The organism is Nocardioides pantholopis (assembly GCF_003710085.1).
In the GTDB taxonomy this organism is placed as follows: Bacteria; Actinomycetota; Actinomycetes; order Propionibacteriales; family Nocardioidaceae; genus Nocardioides; species Nocardioides pantholopis.
Genome location: NZ_CP033324.1, coordinates 144825 through 169253, shown reverse-complemented (window position 1 = coordinate 169253; position 24429 = coordinate 144825). Strand labels below are relative to the sequence as shown.

The following is a 24429-nucleotide window of genomic DNA, read 5'->3' as shown; positions in this document are numbered from 1 at the left end:
GTCACTCGGGCAGCGACCGCTTGCCGGCGCCGTCCGGGGCGCGGCCGGGAGACCGGGCCCCTCTCCGACCTGAGAGCACAGCCGAGACCCAGGCCAGGAAGCTGGTGGACATCACCGAGAGCACCAGGAGCGCTCCGATGACGATGTTGATGACGTTGACCGTGTGGCCCTCCAGGCGCATGGCGCTGGAGATGACGCCGATCAGGATCGCGCCGGCGACGACGCCGTGCAGGGCCCCGCGGCCGCCGAAGATCGACACGCCGCCGAGCAGGACCGCCGCGATGACCTGGAGCTCCAGGCCGTTGGCGTTGTCGCCGCGGGCGCTGCCGTAGCGCAGCGTGTAGTAGATGCCCGCGAGCGCCGAGACCGCCCCGGCCAGCACGAAGAGCCAGAACTTGGTGAGCTCGACGTTGACGCCGGTGAAGTGCGCGGCCTCGTCGTTCAGGCCGATCTCGTAGACGCCACGGCCGAAGCTGGAGAAGTGCAGCAGCCACACGAACAGCACCAGCAGCACCAGGAACGGCACCAGCACCATCGGGTAGCTCGAGCCCTCGACGATCCGCTCCTTGGCCAGGTCGGTCCACTTCTCGGGGAAGTCGGTGACGGCAGTGGTGCCGAGCATCCCGACCGCGATGCCGCGGTAGAGCGCCAGGGTGCCGATCGTGACCGCCAGCGAGGGCAGCCCGACGTACGCGACCAGGAAGCCGTTGAAGGCCCCGCACACCGCGCCGACCAGGATCGCGATCGCCGCGGCGGCGGGGATCGAGAGGCCGGCGTCCTGGTGGAGCACGCCGACCATGACGCTGCTCAGCCCGACCGTGCTGGCGACCGAGAGGTCGATCTCGCCGGTGATGATCACCATCGTCATCGGCAGCGCGATCAGCAGGATCGGCGCGATGTCGAGGAAGAGGTAGTACATCGTCAGCGGGCTGTCGAAGTTCGGCACGCTGGTGGTGGAGTAGAGCAGGACCACGAGCAGCAGCACGATGATCGCGAACTCGCGGGTCAGCAGCGCCCGGCGCCACAGCGGCCGGGAGTACGACGGGTAGGTGCGCTCGCCCTCGGGGCGGCTCAGCGTCGCGGTGCTCATGCGGAGGTCCTCACTTCGTCTCGCGCGGCCACGAGCCGGCGTTCCTGCCGGATCGTGAGCACCCGGTCCAGGACGATGGCGGCGATGATCAGGACACCGACCACGGCGCGCTGCCAGAAGTCGGAGATGCCGACGATCGGCAGGGCCCGGTTGATCGTGATCAGCAGGAAGGCACCGAGCGCGGCGCCCCACACCGTGCCGGAGCCGCCGAAGATCGCGACGCCGCCGATGACGGCAGCGCCGACGGCCTGCAGCTCGATGTTGAGGCCGGCGCCGGAGCTGACGGTGCCGTAGCGGGCGGCGTACACGACGCCGGCGAGGCCGGCGAGCGCGCCGCTGATCACGAACGCGACCAGCACCCGGCGGGTCACGGGCAGCCCGTAGAGCTTCGCGGCGTCGGGGTCGGAGCCGATCGCGTAGAGCTCGCGGCCGCCGCGGGCGGTGTGCAGGTAGTAGCCCACCGCGGCGAGCACGACGAGGGCGATGATCGTGAGCACCGGGATGGTCAGGATCGTCTTGGTGCCGAGCGCCAGGAAGTCCCGCGGCATGTCGGAGGCGTTGATCCGGTCGCTGCCCGCCCAGGACAGGAAGACGCCGCGGTAGATGTAGAGCGTGCCCAGCGTGATCACCAGGGCCGGGACCTTGCCGAAGGCGACCAGCGCCCCGTTGATCAGGCCCAGCACCGCGCCGAGCAGCATGCCGAGCGCGAAGACCACGACGATCGGGATGCCGGGGTTGTCGATGAACATCCGGCCGGTGAAGTACGCCGTGAGGCCCAGGATCGAGCCGACCGAGAGGTCGACGTTGCGGGTCACGATGACCACTGTCTGGCCGACCGCCAGCAGCAGCAGGAGCGACGGCGTGACCAGCAGGTTGCGCCAGCCGTCGGAGCTGAAGATGAAGTCGCCGCTCTTGAGAGTGGTGCCGAGGATCAGCAGCAGCAGGACCGCGGCGACCGCGATCTCGCGGGAGCGCAGCAGGGTGCCGAGCAGGCGCCGGCTGCGCGGCTGCGCGCTGGGCTCGACGAGCAGGGTGTCGCTCACGGGTGCACCATCCTCTGGTCGGCCGCGGGGGCGGCGGCCGGCGTGGTCGCGGTGGCGGCGCGCATGACCGCCTCGGGGGTCGCCTGCTCGCGCGGCAGGTCGGCGGTGATCCGGCCCTCGCAGACGACCAGGACGCGGTCGGCCATGCCGAGGACCTCGGGGAGCTCGGAGGAGATCATCAGGATCGCCAGGCCCTGGCCGGCCAGGTCGGAGAGCAGCCGGTGCACCTCGGCCTTGGTGCCGACGTCGATGCCGCGGGTGGGCTCGTCGATGATCAGCAGCTGGGGGTCGGTCGCCAGCCACTTGGCGATCACGACCTTCTGCTGGTTGCCGCCGCTCATCGTGGCCGCGCCCATGTCCAGCGCGTTGGTCTTGACCTCCAGGCGCGCGGCCCAGGGGCCGGCGGCGGCGTTCTCGGCGCGGCTGGTGAGCACGCCGGCCTTGGTCAGGCCGCGGCGGATGCCGGCGGCGACGTTGCGGGCGACCGACGCCTCGGCCACCAGGCCCTGCTTGCGGCGGTCCTCGGGGATGAAGGCCATCCCGGCCCGGATCGCGGCCCGCGGGTTGCGCGCGGGGACGTCCTTGCCGAGCATCCGCACCTCGCCGGCGTCGTACCGGTCGACACCGAAGACGGCGCGGGCGATCTCGCTGCGGCCGGCGCCGACCAGGCCCGCCAGGCCGACGATCTCGCCGGCGCGGACGTCGAGGTCGATGTCGTGGAAGACCCCGGCCGCGGTGAGGCCGCGGACCGAGAGGACCACGTCGCCGATGGGGGCGGGGGTCTTGGGGAAGAGCTCGGCGACCTCGCGGCCGACCATCTGGGAGACGATCTCCTCCACGGTGGTCTCGGCGATCGGCCGGGTGGCGATGTAGTCGCCGTCACGCATCACCGTGACGGTGTCGCACAGGTCGAAGACCTCGTCGAAGCGGTGCGAGATGAAGACCAGCGCGCGGCCCTCGTCGCGCAGGCTGCGGGCCACCGCGAAGAGCCGGTCGACCTCGACGCCGCTCAGCGCGGCGGTCGGCTCGTCCATGATCAGCAGGCTGGCGTCCAGCGAGATCGCCTTGGCGATCTCGATGATCTGCTGGTCGGCGATCGAGAGGCCCCGGGCGGGACGGCGCGGGTCGATGTGGACGCCGAGCCGCTCGAAGAGGCCGCGGGCCTCCGCGTGCATCCGGTTGCGGTCGATCCGGCGGCCCCGGCCGACCGGCTGGCGGCCCATGAAGATGTTCTCGGTGACCGACAGGTCCGGGAACAGCGTCGGCTCCTGGTAGATGACCGCGATGCCCGCGGCCTTGGACTCGGCGGTCGAGCCGAAGTCCACGTCCTGGCCCTGGAACCGGAAGGTGCCGCCGTCGCGGCGGTACAGGCCGGCGACGATCTTGACCAGCGTGGACTTGCCCGCGCCGTTCTCGCCCACGAGCGCGTGGATCGAGCCCGGCTGGACCTCCAGGGTCCCGCTGCGCAGGGCGACGACCGAGCCGAAGCTCTTGCTCACCTCGCGCAGCACGAGGGTCGCGCCGCTCCCCGGTCCCGACATCAGCGCTCCCTTGCGTTGAAAGGTTTCATTTGCGTGAACGTGACGCTAAGTTCCCGTGCGGGCTCCGTCAAGCCTTGAGACAGGTTTTGTACTTCGTGTTGCCAGATCGAAATCACTACTACGGTGGTTCAGATCGTTTCAAAGAGAGATCCCGACGGACGCAGGAGGCTCGATGGCGGCACGTCAGGGCCGGGCCGCGTCGGTCAAGGACGTGGCCGCCACCGCGGGGGTCTCGCTCGGCACGGTCTCCAACGTGCTCAACCGCCCCGACCGGGTCAGCGCGGCCACCCGCGAGCGCGTCGAGCGGGCGATGGCGACCCTCGGCTTCGTCCGCAACGAGTCGGCGCGCCAGCTGCGGGCCGGCTCCAGCCGGACCCTGGCCTACGTGATGCTCGACGCCAAGAACCCGTTCTTCACCGACGTCGCCCAGGGCATCGAGACGGCCGCCGAGGCCGCGTCACTCTCCCTGGTGCTGTGCAACAGCGGCCACCGCGCCGCCCGGGAGCAGGCCCACCTCGTGCTGCTCCAGCAGCAGCGGGTCCAGGGCATCCTGGTCACGCCGGTCGACCCCGACGCCCCCGACCTCGTCGAGGTACGCCGCCGCGGCACCCCGCTCGTCATCGTCGACCGGACCCGCGCGGACGCGACGTTCTGCTCGGTGGCCGTCGACGACGTCCTCGGCGGCCGGCTCGCCCTCGAGCACCTGATCGACCGCGGACACCGGCGGGTCGCCTTCATCGGCGGCCCCGCGACGCTCGGTCAGGTCAACGACCGGCTCCAGGGCGCCCGGGAGGCCTGGGCGGCGGCCGGCCGGCCGGTCGAGGACCTGGTCGTGCTCGGCACCGAGGCGCTGGTGGTCGATGAGGGCCGCTCGGCCGGGCAGCGCCTGGCCGGGCTCCCGGCCCGGCGCCGCCCGACAGCGGCGTTCTGCGCCAACGACCTGCTCGCGCTCGGCCTGCTCCAGCAGGCCATCAGCGCCGGGATCCGGGTCCCCGAGGAGCTGGCGATCGTGGGCTACGACGACATCGAGTTCGCCGGCGCGGCCGCCGTCCCGCTGACCTCGGTGCGCCAGCCGCGTCAGGAGCTCGGCCGCACCGCCGCCGAGCTGGTGCTCGCCGAGGCGGCCCATCCTGGCCATAGCCACCAGCAGATCCTGTTCACGCCCGAGCTGGTCGCGCGCGCCTCGACGCAGGCCTGAGGCGGGTCAGACGGGGATTGCCAGCGCTCGCCCGGGGCCCAGCAGGCCCTCCCGGCGGGCCACCAGGGCCGCGGCGCTGATCGTGGCGGTGATGGCGAGGGCGTTGAGCACCAGCACCGAGACGCTCTTGAGCAGCACGAACGTCTCGACCGACGTCGACTCCAGCAGCCACAGCGTGCCGCCCGCCTTGCCCAGGCACAGCAGCGCCCACATCAGCGTCAGCCGGCGGAAGAGCCGCCGGATCCGCGGGCGCAGGTGCAGCTCACGGTCCATGGGGTAGAAGTCGCCGGCCAGCCGGGCGACCAGGGGCCGGGCGGTGACCAGCGAGAGCAGGAACGCCACGGCCACGACGCCGTCGCTGAGGACCGGCTGGAGGAAGTACAGGTAGGTGCTGTCCGCGACCAGGGAGAGCACCGTCCGCACCGTCATCAGGGCCGTGACCAGGACCAGGAGCCCAGAGATCCGGCGCCCGGTGGCCGCGCGCCACACGATCGCGGCGTAGGACCACACCAACGCGGCCACGATCGCCGACCACACGCCGCCGATCAGCATCACGACGTAGAACAGCGTGGCCGGGACCAGGCAGGCGACCGCCAGGCTGGCGGCGACCCGCCGGACGACGGCGGGCAGGCTCGGCCGGTGCGGCGGAGCGGCGGTGCTGGTGGAGCTGGAGCTGCAGGTGTCAGTGGTCGGTGCGCTGGCGAGGGAGGTCATAAGGCCTGTACTGCCGGCTGGAGGCACCGGACGAGAGAGAAAAGGGTGACCTGGACCACGGTACCCGGCGGTCGTGAGCCCCGTGGCGATGTGGCCGGATCGGGGTGCTCCCCGACCGCAGCGGGTCAGCCCGCGGGGGTCGGCTCGGTCGACCGCGGCCGGGCCGGCTCGGCCGGTGCGGGCTCGCGGGAGTCCGCCGGCGCGACGGGGGCGGACTCGTCGCTGGGCTCGCCGCCGCCGGGACCGGCCGGGGGCGTCGTGGCGGGAGCCGAGGGGGTGGCGGGACCGGACGGCTCCGGGGCCGGCGGGGTCGGCTCGGGCTTCGGCTCGGGCGTGCGCTCCGGCTTCGGCTCGGGGGCCTGCGGCTCGACGGGGGCCGGCTGCTCGGCCGGGGCGGGCTGCGGCTCCGCGGGCTGCTGGTTCTCTGCCTGCGCGGGAGCCGGCTGCTCGGCGTTGCCCTGGTCCTCGTTCTTGTCCTCGGCCTTGTCCTTGGCCTTGTCCTTGGCCTTGTCCTTCTTGCCTGCGGCCTCGTCCTTCGGCCCGACCTCCACCACCAGCGGCGCCGACACGCTGCCCTCGGCGGCCGGACGGTCGCCGAACCGGAAGCGGTAGGCAGTGGTGCGCTCCGGAGTCACCGTGACCGCGCCCTGGGCCCCCGTGACGACGACGGCCTCCCCGGACTCGGTCAGAGCCTTGCGCCAGACGCCGTCGACGCGCTCCTCGAGCGCGAGCGTGGGCTGGGAGAGGGCCGCGCCGGCGCTGACGCTGCCGGTCAGCCGGACGTCCTTGCCCTCGGCGACCCGGGCCGGGCCCGCGATCGTGGTCCGGCTGGGCATGCCCTCGATGTCGTAGGTGCGCACGCCGCCCGCGGCGCCGACCTGAAGGCGGTCGATCGTGAACGCCGCGCCGTCGCACCCGAACCCGACCGAGTAGAAGCCGCCCCCGCCGCCGGAGCGGGCCGCGAACGAGGCGACCGTGGCCGCGGCCGGTCCGGCGGCGACCCGCTGGCCGGTGGTGAGGTCGATCTTGGCCCAGGCGTAGCTCAGCCCGGTCGCGTCGACGCGCTGCCAGGTGCCGCCGGCGACCGAGACGTCCGCGCGGCCGACCCAGTACCGCTGCGTCCCGCGGTCGGTGGCCTCCTGGTAGCCGGCGTACGCGACGCCGCTGGTGCCGAACGGGGCGTGCACGTCGACGGACGCGGCGGTGGTGCCGGCGAGCGAGGGCACGGTGAAGCCGGCGCCGGCGGCGCCGCCGGGGCCGGCCGGGGTGAGCTCGAGGCTGCGGCGCAGCGGCATGCCGGGCGTGACCGCCGACTCACCGGCCAGCCAGGGGGCGGCGTCGGGGTCGTAGGCGAGGGCGGTGCGGGGCGCGGGGGCGGGTGCCGTCATCGCGGCGCAGCCGGTCAGGGAGAGCCCGGCGGCGCGTGGGTCCGGGAAGGCGGTGCCGCGGACGACCACGGTGCCGCCGGTCGCACCCTCGACAGCGGCTGCAGCGGTGCCCGGCAGACCCAGGAGGGCGGCCGTGGCCACCAGCCCGATCCCGGTCATTCCCGCCACGCGGCTCATCACTCGTCCCGACACCTGACCATTGTGACCCGACGGGTCAATCCCTCGCCTGGGATTGCGGAACTTCCCGTCCTTCGGCCCGGCGGCCGCGGAAGAACGCGTCCAGCAGCTCGGTGGACTCCTCGGCGAGCACGCCCGCAAGCACCTCGGGCCGGTGGTTGAGCCGGCGGTCGCGGACGACGTCCCAGAGGCTGCCGACGGCGCCGGCCTTCGCGTCGTACGCCCCGAAGACCACGCGGTCCACACGGGCCAGGACGGCGGCGCCGGCGCACATCGTGCACGGCTCCAGCGTGACCACGAGCGTGCAGCCGTCCAGGCGCCAGCCGCCCCGGCTGCGGGCCGCCGCCCGCAGCGCCACGACCTCGGCGTGCCCGGTCGGGTCGGCCTCGGCCTCGCGGACGTTGCGCCCGGTGCCGATCACGGCGCCGGCGGGGTCGACGACCACGGCACCGATCGGCACGTCGTCGGTGGCCAGGGCCGCACGGGCCTGCTCGAGGGCGGCCTGCATCGGCGCGCGCCAGGGTTCGGGCGGCACCTCAGGCGCTGGTGAGCCCGACGGCGTCGTCGAAGAGCTCGCCGAAGCCGACCCGGCGGGTGATGTCGGAGAGCATCTCGTCGGGGTAGAGGTCGAAGTCGTCGATCAGCACCGCCATGTCCATGGCGTGCATGCCGAGGTCGCCGAGGATGTCCAGGTCGCCGGCCGGGACCTGCTCGTCGTCATCGAGGGGCAGCGGCAGGCCGAGGTACTCCAGCGCCGAGGCGGCCAGCTCCCACTCGTCAGCAGCGGTGACGTCGGAGAGCAGCACCCGGGTGGTGGTGCCGGTGGTGCGCACGATCAGGAAGAAGTCCTCGTCCATCGCGACCAGCCCGACCGCGCCGTGCTCGCCGGGGAACCGGCGCAGGGCCGCCGCGAGCGTCTCGAGGTCGACGAGGTGGTCGAGGGTGAGGTCCTGGACCGTCCAGACGCCGTCCTCGCGGAAGGCCGCCAACGCGAAGTCGACGGCGTCGAGCTGGGCGGACATGACATCCCTCCGGTGCACTCTGATCCCGGACGATCCGGTCCTTCTACAGTGGCAGACCGGGCGGCCTCGGCCAACCCCTCGCCCCGCCGGTGGACGCCGCGCTGCACTAGCCTGTGGGCCATGCGCACCCACGTCGTGGACCACCCCCTGGTCTCCCACAAGCTGACCACCCTCCGCGACGAGCGCACGGACTCCCCGACGTTCCGGCACCTCACCGACGAGCTGGTGACGCTGCTGGCCTACGAGGCCACCCGCGACGTGCGCGTGGAGCCCGTCGACATCACCACCCCGGTCACCGCGACGACCGGCGTACGCCTGGCCTCGCCGAAGCCGCTGGTCGTCCCGATCCTGCGCGCCGGGCTCGGGATGCTCGACGGGATGATGCGGCTGCTGCCGACCGCCGAGGTGGGCTTCCTCGGCATGGTCCGCAACGAGGAGACCCTCGAGGCGGCGACGTACGCCGAGCGGCTGCCCGACGACCTCTCCGGCCGCCAGTGCTACGTCCTGGACCCGATGCTCGCCACCGGCGGCACCCTGGCCGCGGCGATCCGGTTCCTGACCGGCCGCGGCGCCGACCACATCACCGCGATCTGCCTGCTCGCCGCCCCCGAGGGCTGCGCGCGCCTGGAGCGCGACCTCGCCGGCGTCGACGTGCCGGTCACGATCGTCACGGCCGCGATGGACGAGCGGCTCGACGAGAAGGGCTACATCGTCCCCGGCCTCGGCGACGCCGGCGACCGGCTGTACGGCATCGCCGGCTGATCCCGTCGGCCGCCTCGACCTTGTGCAGGGCCTCGTCGATGCTCGGCACGTCGATCACGATGTGAGGCCACCAGTCAACTCCGGTCGCGGGGCCTAGTCAACGGCCCCCGGGGGGCGCGGCTCCGGTGGGGTCAGCGGTGAGATGGCCACCGTTTCGGGGCCGGAGATGGTGGCTGGCTCACCGCTGCGGCGTGGTTCGCTGGGAGTTGTCCGCAGGGCCTCTGACCTGGGGTGATGGTGGGTCTGGACACCGACTGGCGGGTGGCCGGGAGTCGGCCACGCTCGTGGCCCGCGTTGACCTCCGGGTCGACAGTGGCGCGATGACTCAGCGCAGAATGCCCGCGACCAGCCTGTTGACGGCGGCATCGACCGACAGCGTCGATTCGACGGGGACCGTCAAGCGATCGAGCATCAGCCCGTCAATCGCGTAGTGGAACAGGGCGATCTTCGTGCGCCCTCCGGGGAGGCCGGCACTCTCGTTGAAGGCGACGTCGGCGTCGAATGCCTGCCGGCGCCAAGCCCCTAGCGCGTCGGCGACCGCTGGGCGCCGGGTCGCCTCGAGTCGGAGCTCGAACAGGGCGATCGCGACGTGGGGGTCGGACAGGAGGCGACGTACGACGTCACGGACGTAGTCGGCGAACAAGGCCGGGTCGGGCGTGCGCTTCTCGAGCGCTGCGAGCATCTCAGGTGCGGGGGTGAGCCGCTCCTCAATGCGACCGACCAGTGCGCGGATCAGGTCGTCTCGCGTCGGGAAGTAGTTGGAGGCCGTCCCTCGGGGCGTGCCCGCTGCGGCATCGACGGCACGGTGGGTCAGACCTCGGGCACCTTCCTCTGCCAACACCTGGATGCCGGCGTCTGCCAGAGCCATGCGGCGCTCGATGTTGCGAACCATGACTCGAAGGGTAGCGACAATCACGACAGGTGTCGTAGTCTTGACCACGACACCTGTCGTGATTGGAGTGCCTGTGCGTGACCTTGTGTACTACGTCGCCGTCAGCATCGACGGATTCATCGCTGACCCGGACGGCGGATTCGACGCGTTCCTCATCGAGGGCGACCATGCGACAGTCGTGTTCGGCGAGTACGCCGACGCCCTCCCTGGGCACGCGCATGCCGCGCTGGGGACAACGCCCCCTGGGACCCACTTCGACACCGTGATCATGGGATGGAACGCCCTCACGCCGGCCCTGGACATGGGGATCACCAGCCCGTACCCGCACCTGCGTCAGGTGGTTGCAACCCGCAGGCCCCGCGACCATGACCCTGCAGTCACGCTCACCCGCGATCCAGTGGGGACTGTCAGAGAGCTGAAGGACATGGAAGGGCTCGACATCTGGTTGTGCGGAGGAGGGGAGCTGGCGGGATCCCTTCTGCCAGAGATCGACCGGTTGGTGCTGAAGCGAAACCCCATCGCACTCGGGGCTGGGATCCCCTTGTTCGGGCACGTCCCACCTGCCCCGGTCTCGTTCACGTCGACCGGGACCCGCTCCTTCGAGTCAGGCGTCGTGATCGAGGAGTACGCAGTCCGGCCCTGACGGCAGCACGCGGCTGCCCGATTGCCGACGCGATGCGGCGATGGAGGGACACCGCGCGGTCGCCTCACGTGGTCGAGGAGCTCCTGCACCCCCGCCCGGGTCAGCCCGGGATGTCGCGCGGGTCGTGCCCGTAGCTGAACCCCCAGGAGCAGCCCGGCCCAGGCGACGTCAGCGCCGGCTGGACGAGCCGGACCTGGCTGACCTGGTCGCGGCCGTCATCGCCGCCGAGGGCCAGCGCGGGAGCGGATCCTGGCCGACCGCGGGGCGGAGTCGATGTACGTCAGCGGCCTCCTGCAGGCCGCGGCGCTCGAGGTCGTCAGCCACCCGGCTGGCGCACCTGTCTGCGGCACCTGCGAGCAGCTGCCGCCCGGTGGCCTCGAGCTCTGGTCCGCCTCCCGGACGGCACGGACGCCGACCGGCTCGGGCTCGACTGCGAGCGAGCGGGCCTCTTCCTGGCGCCGGGCAGCGAGTGGTTCCCCGCAGAGCCCTCGGCTCCCTTCGTGCGCCTGAACTACGCCGGCCCCAACCCGGCCGCGTTCCCGGCCGGCGCGCGGATCCTGGGTGCGGCGCTGGGCGGAGTTACGCACCCGTGCCGACGGCAGTAAATGCGGGTCCGGGTTGTTGTCCACAGGGGTGCTGACCTGGGAGAACAGTCGATCAGAACTGTCGGTGGTCGGTGGTGTAGTAGGTCACATGACGGCAGCGTTCGCACCTCGGTCCGGGCACCCGGTGGCCCGGGCGGTGGCGTGCGTGCACGAGGCGCTGAACGTCGTTGCGGATGCCCCGGTGTGGTCGCTGGACGCGGCCGAGGCGGGTGCCGCGCTGCTGGATCTGACCACCGAGATCGCCCGGCTGCAGGAGCTGCGGCTCCGGGTCGCGGCCCACGCCCACACCGTCGAGGTGGGTGCGGCGGTCGGTGCGACGAGTACGGCGAACTGGTGGGCCCACGAGGCCCGGCTGACCCGCCCGGAGGCACACCGGCTGATACGGCTCGCCCGCGCCCTGGACATCCCGCGCCACGACCCCGTCCGAGACGCCCTCGCCGCGGGCCGGGTCAACCTGGACCAGGCGCAGGTCGTCGTGGACGCGGTCGACGACCTGCCCGCCGAGCACGTCGACGAGGACACCCGCTTGCAGGCCGAGGAGTTCCTCCTCGGGCAGGCCCGCCACCACGACGCGATCGCGCTGCGCAGACTGGGCAAGCGGCTGATCGAGGTCATCGCCCCCGAGCACGCCGACGCAGTCGAGGCCGCCCGCCTGGAACGCGAGGAGGCCGCCGCGCGTGCCGCCGCCCGGTTGACGATGTCCGATGACGGCCACGGCAAGACCCACGGCCGATTCACGATCCCCACCCACCACGCAGCGATGCTCCGCACCGCCCTGCTCGCCATCGCGGCCCCCAAGCACCAGCACGCCGTGAACGGCGCCGGGGCCGGTAAGCGGCGGCCGGGTCCGGAGCGGATGGGCCAGGCGTTCTGCGAGTACGTGGAGAGCTACCCGGTCGACCGGCTTCCCGACGCCGGCGGCGTCGCGGCCACGATCGTGGTCACGATGCCCCTCGACTCCCTCCTCGGCGGGCTGCGGGCCGCGCACCTGAGCACCGGCGAGACCATCTCCGCCTCCGAGGCCCGGCGGCTGGCCTGTCAGGCCGGGATCGTCCCCGCCGTCCTCGACGGCGCCGGTCAGCCCCTCGATGTGGGCCGCACCCGGCGGCTGTTCACCAAGGCCCAGCGGGTCGCGATGGCACTGCGAGACGGGGGCTGCACCGCCGAGGGCTGCGACTGGCCCCCGGGCCTGTGTCACGGCCACCACAACGTTCCCTGGCACCTCGGCGGCGACACCAGCCTGGCCAACGGACGCCTTCTCTGCCCCCGCCACCACGCCCGCGCCCACGACCCGGCGTACGAGACCCGGACCCTGTCCGACGGCAAGGTCGTTTTCCATCGGAGGTGCTAGACCGGGGAGGGGCTCAAGTCAGGCCCCGACCGGACACGCCAATCGCGGCGGAGTGCAGCAGGTTCGGTTGTCCCAAACCTTGCAACTGTCCCTCCGTGCAACTCGAATGTCGGGCTCTGTCCGAACCCCCCCCCGTGCTGAACGAGTTCGTGCCTTCGGGCGCGAGCAAGGCGCAGCGGGCGCTGGTGTCGCCCGGGCCTGGGAGTGTTTGGCCGCGACGTCGATCAAGGCGAACTAGCGTGGGCAGCGTCAACGACACTGAGAGGACCGATTCATGGTGGAGGATTCTGCGCGGGCCGGCCTGCTCGCCGACAACGGCGGGCACTTCTACCGCGCTGACTTCCAGGTCCATACACCTCGCGATACCCAGTGGGACGGGCCCAGGCCGACGCTAGAGGAGCGCGATGCTTGGGCCGGCAACTTCGTTGCGGCCGCACGTGCGAAGGGCCTACACGCAGTCGCGATATCAGATCATCATGACTTCGCATACTTCCCACACATCAAGCAAGCCGCTGCCGAAGAGGTGGGCGCGGTTGGTGAGCCCGTTCCGTACCGGCAACGCCTCGTGGTCTTTCCGGCGCTAGAGCTTTCACTAACAGTCCCGTGTCAGGCGATCATGATCCTCGACGCTGACTTTCCGGTTGAGCGCCTCGACGATGTATTGAAGGCGCTCCATTGTGAGCCCGTAGATCCAACCCTGGACGCCATTCCGCAAACTCAGAATCTCACCGACTCGGGCGACCTGAACGAGTTGCATGCGAAACTCGACAAGAACCAATGGCTCAAAGGTCGGTACATCATTTTACCGAACGTGACGCCGAGTGGGTACCGGACGCTTATGCGGGAACAGTTTCAAGGAAAGTACAGGGACATGATTCCCGTGGGCGGTTACGTCGACGGATCGTTCGACAAGTTTGCCGCGAAAAACGCGGTGGGGACGAAACGTATCCTCGACGGCCTAGTTCCAGCATGGGGATCAAAAAAGGTTGCGATATTTCAGACGTCCGATTCACGAAAAGCAGATTTCTCGACCCTGGGAGCGCACGCCTCATGGGTGAAGTGGTCAGCGCCAACCGCCGAAGCGATCCGCCAGGCCTGCCTTGCGCAGGAGTCTCGAGTCGCGCAGGTTGAACCGGCGTTGCCCAACATTTGGATCTCGCGGGTGGTCGTTTCGCAGAGCAAGTTTATGGGACGGGTGGATGTAGCTCTTAACCCGCAATACACCGCGTTGATCGGCGGCCGTGGAACGGGCAAGTCCACAGTTCTCGACTATCTTCGCTGGGCCCTGTGCGATCAACCCGCAAAGTCCACGGAGGATGACGAGGTGGCTGACCCGCGGGTCCGGCAGCGCCGCTTGATCGAAGCCACACTGAAGCCGCTCGGAGCGCATGTTGAAGTGCACTGCGTCATAAACGGCATCACTCATGTCGTACGCCGGGACGCAGGTGACGGCACTGTGCAACTCAGGGTCGGATCTGGCGACTTCGAGAAGGTTCGCGAGAGCGCCATTCAGAGCCTCTTGCCGATCCAGGCCTATAGCCAGAAGCAACTGAGCAGCGTCGCGATCCGAGTAGACGAGCTCCTCCGGTTTGTGACCTCTCCGATCCAGCAGGAGTTGGACGAAATCTCGCGGCGTCAAGATGAGATATCCGGACGTCTTCGAGAAAACTACGGCACGTTGCAAAGGCACCGGATTCTCAGTAGCGAGATTCAACGGTCCGAGCTTCGGGCGAAGTCGTTGGCGGAACAGGCTCAGGCCCTGCGAGACGGACTGGCTGGCCTGTCTGAGGACGATCGAAAGATCCTTGACGAGAAGGCGGCCCATGACGCCGTCGCCTCTTCCCACGCGGCATGGACGCAGCGACTTCTTGATGGACAGGCTGAACTGGCCTCGCTGATTGAGCACCTGACTGCGTCAGTCGACGACATTGCGAAACCGACCGACGTGCCCGCTGGTATCGGTCATGAGGTCGAGCAGTACGTCACAACCGCCGGCGCGGCACTCAACGCAGTCCGTGCCGGGTTGGAGGCCCTGGCTCTCGGCCTGGAACGGACCCTCACCGCCGGGGGTGCTGCGGATACAGCAAGTCGGACGCTCCGGGCCCGCCTGGATGAGTACGAGGCGACTTACGTGGCGGTCAAGGGCCGGTCGTCAGCCCACCAGGCCAAACTTGTCGAGCTGGCGAAGCTTGAGGAGCTACAACGAGCGGCCAGCTCGTCGGCCCAAAGGCATGGCAGGGACCGAGACGAGCTGGGAGACCCAATCCAGCGACACCGCGAACTTCGTACCGAGCTCACATCCACCAGGGACCAGCGGATAACCGCACTCTCAGCTCAGTGCTCTCGACTTTCGGATTCGTCCGGCGGCTTGATTCGAGCACGCCTCTCTTCGGGTAGGGGCTTCGACGACGTGCAGGCCCGGTTCAGGGGCCTCATCGCTGGCTCCAACGTTCGGAGCAACAAGGTCGACGCGTTGTTCGACGCCCTTGGCAGCGATACTTCGCCGACTACTTCCTGGGAGCTGATCCTGGATGAGTTGGAGTGGGTGATGCTGCAAGAGCCCGATGCCGAGATCAAGTCCGAAGACACTCCGACGCTGTCACGCCTGGGGTTCGGCCCGGCCGACCAAAAGCGAGTGGTCCCAAAACTTACGCCGGACGGTTGGCTTGATCTTTCTTTGACTGAGTTGACCGACTTTCCCGAGTTCGAGTACCGAGCCAAAGAGGGTGAGTACATTCCCTTCGGCTCTGCCTCCGCTGGCCAGCAGGCGTCGGCGTTGCTTGCGACGCTCCTCGCTCAAGGGGGAACGCCGCTCGTCATTGATCAGCCTGAGGACGACCTTGATAGCGACACCGTCCAGGACATCGTGACTAAGATCTGGGCCGCAAAGGCTGGTCGACAGCTGTTGTTTTCAAGTCACAATGCCAATCTGGTCGTAAATGGCGACGCGGATCTTGTACTTGTATGTGCGTACGTGACGGCAGGAGACCAGTCGGCGGGACATATCAAGGAACAGGGTGCGATTGACGTAGCTGCCGTCCGCGATCAGATCACCGCTGTCATGGAGGGCGGAGAGAAAGCGTTCCGCCTCCGCAAGGCCAAGTACGGTTTCTGACTGGGGTTTCGCTGCTTGGCGGCAGTCCCGTAGGAAGTCGCGGGGCCATAGTGAGTTTTCAAGAGTGGCTTGGTCCTCAGCCGATTCGCTGTCACAATCGCTCAGTGCAGACAGTCGACACTGATCTCGAGGCCTGGTTCCTTCATCAAGAACTCGTGTTGAAGGTGCTCGGACCGAGTTTGAGCGCTCAGATCTCATCGGATCTGTCTGACACCGGCCACGTCTTCGCGCGAGCGAGGACTAAGTCTATCCTCGAGAACGCCGTGGCTGCGGCGGTCCGGGCCCTCGAAGTACCTTCGCTTAACGAACTGCACCACGGGTCGGGCCCATCTCCGGGACAACTGGTCTGGGTGGAGCAGTCCATGCATTTCCGTGGGATAGGGGAGGCGTACTACAGGTCCAAACGCACCGGAACATCCCACCGGGGGACGGTCTGGGGAAAGTTGGCGACCGACTCCAACCTGCGGTTTGAGGCAGAGGTAAACGCCTCTCGCTGCACCTCAGACACCGGAGCACACCTGATGTCCGGTACGAGCAAGGCGTTCATGCTGGCATTCGTCCGCGACGTCAATGACGGCCTTGTGAACTTGCGTGCTGTCACTGTCGGTCAACGACTGGTCGCCTCCGGTGACCAGGCCTTCTTCGGCGTCGTCGGAGACATCGCACATGTATGGCCCCAGCAGGTGGACCAGTTTGAAGGCGTCGACTTCACCCGCGGCGAGAACTCGGACCTCGAACTCATGCGCGGCGTAGGCGAGGAGGCCGTCAAGCATTGGTTCGCGGAGATCATCGGGCAGTCCGACGTGCCAAAGGACTGGGGAGGTGAGCAGTTCGACCTCTGGACGCGGTTCCTGTCAGTTGACGGTACGCCACTGCGAACGGCATTCGCCTTCAAAGGTCCTGCTGCGTTCCACCCGATGCGGATCGCCGACCTCGGCAAGAACGGCGACCAGATTCAACGCCTCGCCGAAAGCCCTGCAGACCTTCTTGTGGTGCAGCACTGCCACACAATCACTTCCAGAGTCGAACACATGCTGCGTACATACGCCACGTCACCCAAGAACGTTCGCAGGTACATGCTCATCGACGGTTATGCAACGGCCGCCATTTTGAAGCATTTCGAGTATTTGCCTTAAGCGCCTCGACAGAGTCACCCCTCGTATAGCCTGCGAGGCTGCAGCCCCGGTGCGTCATAGTGGGCGGGAAGGGCGACCCCAACGACGCCGACTCACAACCCCTTCAGCGCCGCCAACAACTTCGCCAGCGACTCCTTCGCGTCACCGAAGAGCATGGTGGTCTTCGGGTCGAAGAGCAGCTCGTTGTCGATGCCGGCGAAGCCGGGGCGCATCGACCGCTTGAGGAAGACGACCTGGCGGGCCTGGTCGGCGGCGAGGATCGGCATGCCGTAGATCGGGGCGGCGGGGTCGGTGCGGGCGGCGGGGTTGACCACGTCGTTGGCGCCGACGACGAGGACGACGTCGGTGTGCGGGAACTCGCCGTTGATGTCGTCCATCTCGACCAGCTGGTCGTAGGGCACCTGGGCCTCGGCGAGCAGCACGTTCATGTGGCCGGGCATCCGGCCGGCGACGGGGTGGATCGCGTAGTCGACGCGGGTGCCGCGCTCGCCGAGGACGTCGACGATCTCGCGCAGCGTGTGCTGGGCCTGGGCGACCGCGAGGCCGTAGCCGGGGACGACGATCACGCGCTCGGCGTACCCGAGCAGGATCGCGACGTCCTCCGGCCCCGCCGAGCGCACCGGCCGGTCCGAGGCGGTGCCGGCGCCCAGGGTCGAGCCGCCGCGCAGCGCGCCGAAGAGGATGTTCGGCACCGAGCGGCCCATCGCCCGGGCCATCAGCAGGGTCAGGAAGGTGCCGGCCGCGCCCACGAGCGTGCCGGCGACCAGCAGCACCACGTTGCCGAGCACGTAGCCGCCCGCCGCGACGGTCAGGCCCGTGAACGCGTTGAGCAGCGAGATCACGATCGGTACGTCGGCGCCGCCGACCGGCAGCACCAGCAGCACCCCGATCAGCAGGCCGAGGACGGCGAGCCCCACGCCGGTCGGTACGCCGGGCTCGGCCACCACCCAGACCGCGAGCCCGATCGTCGCCAGCAGCGCCACCCCGAAGGCCACCGGCAGCCCGGCGAAGACGATCGGCCGGGAGGTCATCAGGTCCTGGAGCTTGGCGAACGTGACCACGGACCCGGCGAACGACACCGAGCCCACCACGACCGTGAACGCGGTGGCGGCCAGGTCGAACTCGGCGGTCGAGGCGCCCATGTGCTCCAGCTCGAGGAGCGCCACCAGCGCCGCGGCCCCGCCGCCGACGCCGTTGAACAGCGCCACCATCTGCGGCATCTGGGTCATCTGGACGCGGCGGGCGCCCAGCACGCCGCCCAGAGACCCGAGCGCGATCGCGGCCAGGATCAGCGGGACGTGGTCGAGGTCGAGGTAGCCGAACGGCACCACGACCGCGACCACCGCCGCGGCCGCGCCGACCAGGTTGCCGGCCCGCGCGGTCCGGGGCCCGGCGAGGCCCTTGAGGGCCAGCACGAAGCCGATCGCGCAGGCGAGGTAGACCAGCTGCGCCCAGGTGGGGATCACTCGCCGGCCTCCTTGCGCGGACGCCGGGCGCCGGGGCCCCGGGTGAACATCTGCAGCATCCGGTCGGTCACCACGAAGCCGCCCACCATGTTCACGGCCGCAAGCACGATCGCGACCAGCCCGACCACCAGCGCGAGCGTCGAGTCGGTCGACCCGGTGACGATCACCGCCCCGAGCAGGATCACACCGTGGATGGCGTTCGCCCCCGACATCAGCGGGGTGTGCAGCGTCGAGGAGACCTTCGCGATCACCTCGATGCCCACGAATACGCTGAGCACGAAGATGGTCAGCCAGACGACCGGCTCGCTCATCGGGGATCCCCCTCCAGCAGCAGCCGGGTCGGCTCGTGGCGCACCTCGCCGGCGTGGGTGACGCAGGCGCCCGCCACGATCTCGTCGTCGAAGTCCGGCGCGAAGCCGTCCTCGCCGGTCATCAGCGTCACCAGGTTCACGACGTTCTGGGCGTAGAGCCGCGAGGCCGGCCCCGGCATCTGGGAGGCGACGTTGCGCCCGCCCCACACCTGGGCGTTGCCGATCCGGACCACCTCGCCCGCGACCGAGCCCTCGACGTTGCCGCCGGCGCCGCCCGGGGAGTCCGCGGCCAGGTCGACCACCACCGAGCCCGGGCGCATCGCCTCGACCATGGCCGCGGTCACCAGCACCGGCGCGGCGCGGCCGGGGACGGCCGCGGTCGTGATCAGCCCGTCGGCCGCGGCGACGTACGGCGCGAGCAACTCGCGCTGGCGGGCGGCCCGCTCCTCGCCCATCTCGCGGGCGTAGCCGCCGGCGCCCTCCAGCGTCGGCAGGTCCAGCTCGATGGCCTGGGCGCCCATCGAGCGGATCTCCTCCGCGGCGGCCGCGCGCACGTCGTACGCCTTGACGACCGCGCCGAGGCGGCGCGCCGTCGCGATCGCCTGAAGCCCCGCGACCCCGGCACCGAGGACGACGACCTGGGCGGGCGGCACGGTGCCGGCCGCCGTCATGCTCAGCGGGAAGAACCGGCGCAGCATCCCGGCGCACACGATCGCGCAGCGGTAGCCGGAGACCAGCGACTGCGAGGACAGCGCGTCCATGGACTGCGCCCGCGAGATCCGCGGCACCAGCTCCATCGCGAACGCGGTGACGCCGACGTCGCGCAGGTCGGCCACCAGCCCGGCCTGCTGGCCGGCGGGGAGGAACGACACCGTCGCGGCGCCCTCCGGCAGCCGCCGGACCTGGCCGGGACCGAGCGGCTGCACGGACAGGACGACGTCGGCACCCTCGAGCGCGGCGTCGTCGAGGACGGCACCGGCCGCGGCGTACTCCTCGTCGGCGAGCAGCGCCCGCCGTCCCGCGCCGGGCTCGACCGCGACGTCGTAGCCGAGGCCGGTGAGCCTGCCGACCAGCTCGGGCACCAGCGCGACGCGGGACTCGTCCTCGCGGGTCTCGCGGGCCACGGCGATCTTCACGGCTCGAACGTAACGCAACTCACACGTCGGGACCGGGGAACCGCGCGGCTGCGCGGTTGGGTCGCCGCCGAAACCGGTTGCCCACCGGGGGCCCGGACCCGAGACTGCGTCGGTGCACCGCGACGCCTACCCCAGCCCACCGCCCTGGTCGGGATCGCTGCGCGCCGAGGTCGAGAAGGGGTTCGCCACGACCGGCGCCGACACCCCGGGGTGGCCCAACCCGCGTCCGGACATGGAGCCGCCCGCGGACGAGGAGTACTCGCGCTGCCTGGACCCCGGCAAGTACCGGATCCTCGACGCCCGCGTCGCGGCGTGGGCGCAGGTGCTGGCGGGCCGGGGCCTGGCGAGCACCAGCGACCTGCCCGCCGCGTCCGCCGCGACCTGGATCGGTGCCTTCCGCGGCGTAGAGGGCCTGCTGCGGGTCCAGGAGATCCGGCCGGTCCGCCCCCGTGGGCTGGCCCTGCTGCTGGCCACGACACTCGTCGACGGCGAGCCGTTCGGCCTGGACATCGCCGTCGCCGGCGACACCGCGGCGCCGGTGCTCATCGACGCGATGCCCAGCTGCGGCTGCGACGCGTGCGACGACGGCTCGGCGAGCCTCCTGGACGACCTCGACGGATGGTTCGTCGTGGTCGCGACCGGCGGCGTCGTGCACGCCCGCGACGGCAAGCGCTCGATCACCCGGACCGCAGACGGCTGGCAGGGCACCGGCGACGACCTGGACGAGGCCTGGCTCCGCGCGGAGACCCCGGTCCCGCCGGGGATGCGGCGGTGGATCGGCGCGCCCTGGCTCTGAGCCCGGCAGCGCCGCCGGTCTCACCGGTCGCCGGCCGGGAGCGTCACTCGGAAGACGCTCCCCCGCCCGGGCTCGCTCTCGACGATCACCGAGCCGTGGTGCGCGGCGACGATCGAGTTGACGATGTTGAGGCCGAGCCCGGTGCCGGGGATGTGGGTCGACAGCGCGCCGCTGCCGCGGAAGAAGCGGGAGAAGACGTGGTCGATCTCGTCCCGGGCTATGCCCATGCCGGTGTCGCGCACCTCGAGCTCGACCGCGTCCGGCCCGACCCGCAGGCCGACCCGCGCCTCGCCGCCGGACGGGCTGTACTTGATCGCGTTGGACAGCAGGTTGTCGAGCACCTGGCTGATCCGGTGCGCGTCGACGGTGAGGACGAGGCGGTCGGGGGCGTCCAGGGTGACGCTCACGCCGGCCTGGTCCGCCGCCGGCCGGGCGGTCTCGATCGCCTCCTGCGCCAGGACCACGAGGTCGGCGGGGGCGCGGTGCAGGCGCAGGCTGCCCTCGCGGGCCTGGGCCACCTGGAGCAGGTCGGTGACCAGGACCTTGAGCCGGGCGGCGTTGCGGCGTACGACCCGCAGCTGCGCCTCGACGCCGGCGGGGAGGTCGGCGCGCTCGCCGAGGATCTCGAGGTGTCCCAGCACCGAGGTGAGCGGGGTTCGCAGCTCGTGGGAGACCGAGGAGACGAACTCGTCCTTGACCTGCATGGCCCGGATCAGGTCGGTGATCTCCTGGTAGGCGAGGGCCGCGCCGAGCCGTTCCCCGTCCGGCCCGCGCACCTGCCGCGCGGAGCTGGAGAACGCGGCGCGGGTCAGCGGGTCGGCGCCCACCCAGTAGGTGTAGTCGTCGAACTCCTCGCCCTGGGTGGCCCGGTAGGACGGCATCTCCTCGCGGGCCATCGCCGTCGTGCCGTCGAGGTGGTAGACCTGCCCGAGCTGTCCGGCGCGGCCGGCGTGGCCGTCAGGGAACGGCAGCACCATCGTCTCCTGGTGCCGACGGTTCATCCGCCGGTAGTTGCCCTCCGCGTCGATCAGCAGCAGCCCGACGTTCACGGTCTCGAAGATCGCCTCCAGGGTCTGCCGCTCGTGCTCGATCTCCGCGTTGGCCGCCTGCAGCCGCAGCTCGTAGTCGTGCTGCTCGCTGACGTCGAGGATCTGGGCGATGAAGTGCCGGGCACGTCCGGCCCCGTCGCGGACCAGCGCCACCGAGAGGTCGCCCCACACGCCGTCGCCGTTGGCGTGGAGGTAGCGCTTGCGGAGCCGGAAGGAGTCGACCTCACCGGCCAGCACCCGGCCGACGAGCTCCAGGCTGGCGTCGATGTCGTCGTCCTGGGTGATCTCCTGGAACCCCCGCGTCAGCAGCTCGTCGGCGTCGCGGCCGAGCATGGCGCAGAACGCGTCGTTGACAGTGAGCAGCCGGCCGTCGAGCCCGACCAGGGCCATGCCGACCGGGGAGTGCTGCATCGTCAGGCGCCACAGCTCCGCGCTCTCGGAGGTCTCCGGCATGCGACACCTCCCTCACCCGAGCGACCACCCTCACGGTAGGGGACGCGCTCCGCGCCCGGAACCGGCCCGCGCCGCGCCGCGCCGCGCCGCGCTCAGCGGGTCAGGTCGTCGAGCCGGTCCTCCCAGTAGCGCCGCAGCACCGTCGGCACGTCGCCGGCCAGCGCCTGCTCGAGCCGGCTGAGCTGCGCCTGGTCCAGGACGAACGGCGGGAAGGCCTGGCCGACCACCTGCGAGAACGCCTGCCCGCGGCGGGCGGCGAGCCGGGGCCCCTCGTCGAGGTAGCGCTCGGCGTACGGCGCCAGGAGCGCGGCCTGCTCGCCGGACCAGAGCCCGCCGGCGAGGGCCGCGAAGCGCCGGTTCGAGACCTGCTCCTCCCCCATCGCCGCCCACGCCTCATCCTTGGCCGAGGCGGTGGGGCGGGCCGCCAGCGCGGCGGCCGCGCCCAGCTCACCGGTCACGCTGGGGTCGCGCTCCAGCTCCGCGGCAACCAGCGCCTCCACCGCTCCCCCGACTTCGGTACCGATCTCGGCGAGCCGGTGCAGCACCGTCCACCGCAGGCCCGGGTCCAGCTCGACCCCGGCCAGGCTGCCCTCCCGCAGGGCGCCGCCGAGCAGGTCCCGGTCGCGGGAGTGGGCCAGCAGGCCGGCGGTGAACGCGTGCGCCAGCTCGGCGTCGGCCTGCTCGCCCAGCCCGGCGGCGCAGGCGGCGGCGAGCGCGTCGCGAGCCGCCGCCACCTCCGCCGGCGGGACGCGTCGGGCCAGCACCGCCGCGGAGGTCCGCTCCAGCACCGCCGTGACGACGGCCGGGCGCGTCTCGCCGGGCAGGTGGTCGGCGACCAGCCGGAGGTAGTCGGCCGGGGCGAGGGTCCGGGCCTGCACCATCGCGAACGCCGTCTGCCACAGCACCGTGCGGGCCAGGTCGTCACGGAGCCCGGACAGCCCGGCCTGCACGGCCCGCCAGGACTGCTCGTCGAGGTCCAGCCGGGCGAAGGTCTCGCCGTGGCTGTTGGGCACCACCACCAGCCCGGCCCACTGCTCGAGCCGGACCGGCTCCTCACCGAGGTCGACCAGCGCCGAGCCGACCTCCGCCAGCCCCGCGTCGTACGCCGTGACCCGCAGCCGGTGCGGGCGGACCCCGTCGCGGACCAGGACCGGCACGTCGCCGTCGCGGACCACCCGCAGCGTGTCGTGGCCGCTGCGCCGCAGCCACACCTGCGCCCAGCCGCGCACGTCGCGCTCGGAGACGGCGTCCAGGGCGTCGACGAGGTCGTCGAGGGTGGCGTTGCCGAAGCGGTGCCGGGTCAGGTGGTCGTTCACGCCGGCGAGGAACGCCTCGTCGCCGAGCCAGGTCACCAGCTGGCGCAGCACCGAGTTGCCCTTGGCGTAGGAGATCGCGTCGAAGTTCGCGAAGGCGGCGTCGACGTCGGGCACGTCCTCGGCCCGCGGGGCGACCGGGTGGGTCGAGCGGCGCAGGTCCGCGTCGTACGCGCCGGGCTTGCGCTGCGCCTCGTGCGTCACCAGCGTGCCGGGGAAGCCGGCGGCGTCCTCGGCGACCCGGAAGCCCAGGTAGTCGGCGAAGGACTCGTTGAGCCAGGTGTCCTCCCACCAGCGCATCGTCACCAGGTTGCCGAACCACATGTGCGCCATCTCGTGGGCGATGATCGTCGCCCGCATCGACCGGCGCCGCTCGGTGATCCGCCCGGGCGGCAGCAGCTCGTCGCGGTAGAGGACGCAGCCCGGCATCTCCTGGGCGCCCCAGTTCTGTCCCGGGACGAACGCCTGGTCGTAGGAGTCGAAGGGGTAGGGCTCCTCGAAGAGCTCGGCGTAGTGGTCGAAGCACGCCTCGGTGGTCGCCCGCAGCTCGGGGGCGTCCCGCTCGAGCTCGGCCGCGAGCGAGCGGCGGGCGTGCCAGCCGAAGGGCAGCCCGGCGTGCTCCCAGGTGACCGAGTGCCACGGACCGGCGCACACCACGAACAGGTCCGGCGGGATCGGCGGGGTCGGCGCGAACCGCCACTCGCCGCCGGACCGGCTGGTCGGGCGGCCGTTGGCCAGCACCGTCCACGCGGGGTCGGCGCGCACGGTGAGCGTCAGCGGCGCCTTGAGGTCGACCTGGTCGAAGCACGGGAAGACCCGCTGGGTGATGTCCATGCCCAGGTACGCCGAGACGTAGGTCTCGCCGTCAACCGGGTCGACGACCAGGTGCATCCCGTCGCCGTCGCTGACGTAGGGCAGCCGCGCGCTCACCAGCACCTCGTTCTCCCCGGCCAGGTCACGCAGCCCGATCCGCCGGCCGTCGTACGCCGGGTCGACGCGGACGCCGTTGAGGACCACCTCCAGGTCGGTGGCGGCGGTCAGCTCCAGGAAGGTCTGCGGGGTGGTCGCGGTGAAGCGCACAGTGGTGCGGCACCCGAAGGTGCCCTGCTCGGGGGCGATGAGGTCGAGCTCGATGTCGTAGGAGACCCCGGAGAGGCCGGCCGCCCGCTCGCGGGCCTCCTCCAGGGTCAGGGACCGGGGCGGGGACTCTTGGGCTGACATGGACCGA

The 24429-nt window shown here is 71.0% G+C and carries 20 protein-coding genes; 7 read left to right on the top strand and 13 right to left on the bottom strand.

Annotated elements, in window-relative coordinates; translation table 11 throughout:
* Position 1 precedes the first annotated feature (1 nt).
* The 3 genes from EBO35_RS00770 to EBO35_RS00760 are packed head-to-tail and all read right to left on the bottom strand — an operon-like array spanning position 2 to position 3674.
* Positions 2 to 1090, bottom strand: coding sequence for an ABC transporter permease (locus EBO35_RS00770; protein WP_122816036.1), 1089 nt, complete (start codon positions 1088 to 1090; stop codon positions 2 to 4).
* The gene (locus EBO35_RS00765) at positions 1087 to 2133 is read right to left on the bottom strand and encodes an ABC transporter permease (RefSeq protein WP_122816035.1); all 1047 of its coding nucleotides are present in this window, start codon (positions 2131 to 2133) and stop codon (positions 1087 to 1089) included. The genes EBO35_RS00770 and EBO35_RS00765 overlap by 4 nt, the downstream gene beginning before the upstream one ends.
* Positions 2130 to 3674, bottom strand: a complete 1545-nt coding sequence (locus EBO35_RS00760; protein ID WP_122816034.1) for a sugar ABC transporter ATP-binding protein — start codon at positions 3672 to 3674, stop codon at positions 2130 to 2132. The genes EBO35_RS00765 and EBO35_RS00760 overlap by 4 nt, the downstream gene beginning before the upstream one ends.
* Before the next feature lie 172 nt (positions 3675 to 3846).
* On the opposite strand from EBO35_RS00760, the gene EBO35_RS00755 reads away from it, so the two are divergent.
* On the top strand, positions 3847 to 4872 hold the full coding sequence (locus EBO35_RS00755; RefSeq protein ID WP_122816033.1) for a LacI family DNA-binding transcriptional regulator: 1026 nt from the start codon (positions 3847 to 3849) through the stop codon (positions 4870 to 4872).
* A gap of 6 nt (positions 4873 to 4878) precedes the next feature.
* Here EBO35_RS00755 and EBO35_RS00750 read toward each other — a convergent pair whose 3' ends face one another.
* From EBO35_RS00750 to EBO35_RS00735, 4 genes are all read right to left on the bottom strand, one after another.
* Positions 4879 to 5586 carry a VC0807 family protein gene (locus EBO35_RS00750; RefSeq protein WP_122816032.1) on the bottom strand — a complete coding sequence of 236 codons (708 nt, stop codon included), beginning with the start codon at positions 5584 to 5586 and terminating at the stop codon, positions 4879 to 4881.
* 125 nt (positions 5587 to 5711) lie between these two features.
* Positions 5712 to 7166 (bottom strand): hypothetical protein, encoded by a 1455-nt coding sequence (locus tag EBO35_RS00745; protein WP_164477740.1) that lies wholly within the window; start codon positions 7164 to 7166, stop codon positions 5712 to 5714.
* A 22-nt stretch (positions 7167 to 7188) separates the two neighbouring features.
* Complete coding sequence (gene tadA / locus EBO35_RS00740) at positions 7189 to 7659, bottom strand: tRNA adenosine(34) deaminase TadA (RefSeq protein ID WP_122816030.1); 471 nt, start codon at positions 7657 to 7659, stop codon at positions 7189 to 7191.
* Between the two features lie 28 nt (positions 7660 to 7687).
* Positions 7688 to 8173 (bottom strand): tRNA adenosine deaminase-associated protein, encoded by a 486-nt coding sequence (locus EBO35_RS00735; RefSeq protein WP_122816029.1) that lies wholly within the window; start codon positions 8171 to 8173, stop codon positions 7688 to 7690.
* Positions 8174 to 8293: 120 nt separating this feature from the next.
* Here EBO35_RS00735 and upp point away from each other — a divergent pair, with 120 nt between their 5' ends.
* On the top strand, positions 8294 to 8935 hold the full coding sequence (gene upp / locus EBO35_RS00730; RefSeq protein WP_122816028.1) for a uracil phosphoribosyltransferase: 642 nt from the start codon (positions 8294 to 8296) through the stop codon (positions 8933 to 8935).
* 325 nt (positions 8936 to 9260) lie between these two features.
* Here the strand turns inward: upp and EBO35_RS00725 are convergent, their stop codons facing one another.
* Positions 9261 to 9827 (bottom strand): TetR/AcrR family transcriptional regulator, encoded by a 567-nt coding sequence (locus tag EBO35_RS00725; RefSeq protein WP_122819183.1) that lies wholly within the window; start codon positions 9825 to 9827, stop codon positions 9261 to 9263.
* A gap of 73 nt (positions 9828 to 9900) precedes the next feature.
* On the opposite strand from EBO35_RS00725, the gene EBO35_RS00720 reads away from it, so the two are divergent.
* The 4 genes from EBO35_RS00720 (at position 9901) to EBO35_RS00700 (ending at position 16677) form a co-directional block, all read left to right on the top strand.
* Positions 9901 to 10470 (top strand): dihydrofolate reductase family protein, encoded by a 570-nt coding sequence (locus EBO35_RS00720; RefSeq protein ID WP_122816027.1) that lies wholly within the window; start codon positions 9901 to 9903, stop codon positions 10468 to 10470.
* Positions 10471 to 11163: 693 nt separating this feature from the next.
* Complete coding sequence (locus EBO35_RS00710) at positions 11164 to 12426, top strand: HNH endonuclease signature motif containing protein (RefSeq protein ID WP_122816026.1); 1263 nt, start codon at positions 11164 to 11166, stop codon at positions 12424 to 12426.
* A gap of 274 nt (positions 12427 to 12700) precedes the next feature.
* Positions 12701 to 15541 carry a TrlF family AAA-like ATPase gene (locus EBO35_RS19290; protein ID WP_164477739.1) on the top strand — a complete coding sequence of 947 codons (2841 nt, stop codon included), beginning with the start codon at positions 12701 to 12703 and terminating at the stop codon, positions 15539 to 15541.
* 104 nt (positions 15542 to 15645) lie between these two features.
* On the top strand, positions 15646 to 16677 hold the full coding sequence (locus tag EBO35_RS00700; RefSeq protein ID WP_122816024.1) for a hypothetical protein: 1032 nt from the start codon (positions 15646 to 15648) through the stop codon (positions 16675 to 16677).
* A gap of 92 nt (positions 16678 to 16769) precedes the next feature.
* Here EBO35_RS00700 and EBO35_RS00695 read toward each other — a convergent pair whose 3' ends face one another.
* Genes EBO35_RS00695 through EBO35_RS00685 form a run of 3 tightly spaced genes read right to left on the bottom strand, consistent with a single transcriptional unit; the run spans position 16770 to position 19590 of the window.
* On the bottom strand, positions 16770 to 18143 hold the full coding sequence (locus EBO35_RS00695; RefSeq protein ID WP_122816023.1) for an NAD(P)(+) transhydrogenase (Re/Si-specific) subunit beta: 1374 nt from the start codon (positions 18141 to 18143) through the stop codon (positions 16770 to 16772).
* Entirely contained in the window at positions 18140 to 18454 is a 315-nt protein-coding gene (locus tag EBO35_RS00690) for an NAD(P) transhydrogenase subunit alpha (protein WP_122816022.1), read from the bottom strand. Before EBO35_RS00690 ends, EBO35_RS00695 begins: the two co-directional genes overlap by 4 nt.
* Positions 18451 to 19590 carry an NAD(P) transhydrogenase subunit alpha gene (locus tag EBO35_RS00685; protein ID WP_122816021.1) on the bottom strand — a complete coding sequence of 380 codons (1140 nt, stop codon included), beginning with the start codon at positions 19588 to 19590 and terminating at the stop codon, positions 18451 to 18453. Before EBO35_RS00685 ends, EBO35_RS00690 begins: the two co-directional genes overlap by 4 nt.
* 112 nt (positions 19591 to 19702) lie before the next feature.
* Here EBO35_RS00685 and EBO35_RS00680 point away from each other — a divergent pair, with 112 nt between their 5' ends.
* Entirely contained in the window at positions 19703 to 20386 is a 684-nt protein-coding gene (locus EBO35_RS00680) for a DUF6226 family protein (protein WP_122816020.1), read from the top strand.
* A 20-nt stretch (positions 20387 to 20406) separates the two neighbouring features.
* On the opposite strand, the gene EBO35_RS00675 is transcribed toward EBO35_RS00680, so the two are convergent.
* On the bottom strand, positions 20407 to 21888 hold the full coding sequence (locus EBO35_RS00675) for a sensor histidine kinase (protein ID WP_122816019.1): 1482 nt from the start codon (positions 21886 to 21888) through the stop codon (positions 20407 to 20409).
* A gap of 92 nt (positions 21889 to 21980) precedes the next feature.
* Entirely contained in the window at positions 21981 to 24422 is a 2442-nt protein-coding gene (gene pepN / locus EBO35_RS00670; RefSeq protein ID WP_122816018.1) for an aminopeptidase N, read from the bottom strand.
* Positions 24423 to 24429 lie beyond the last annotated feature (7 nt).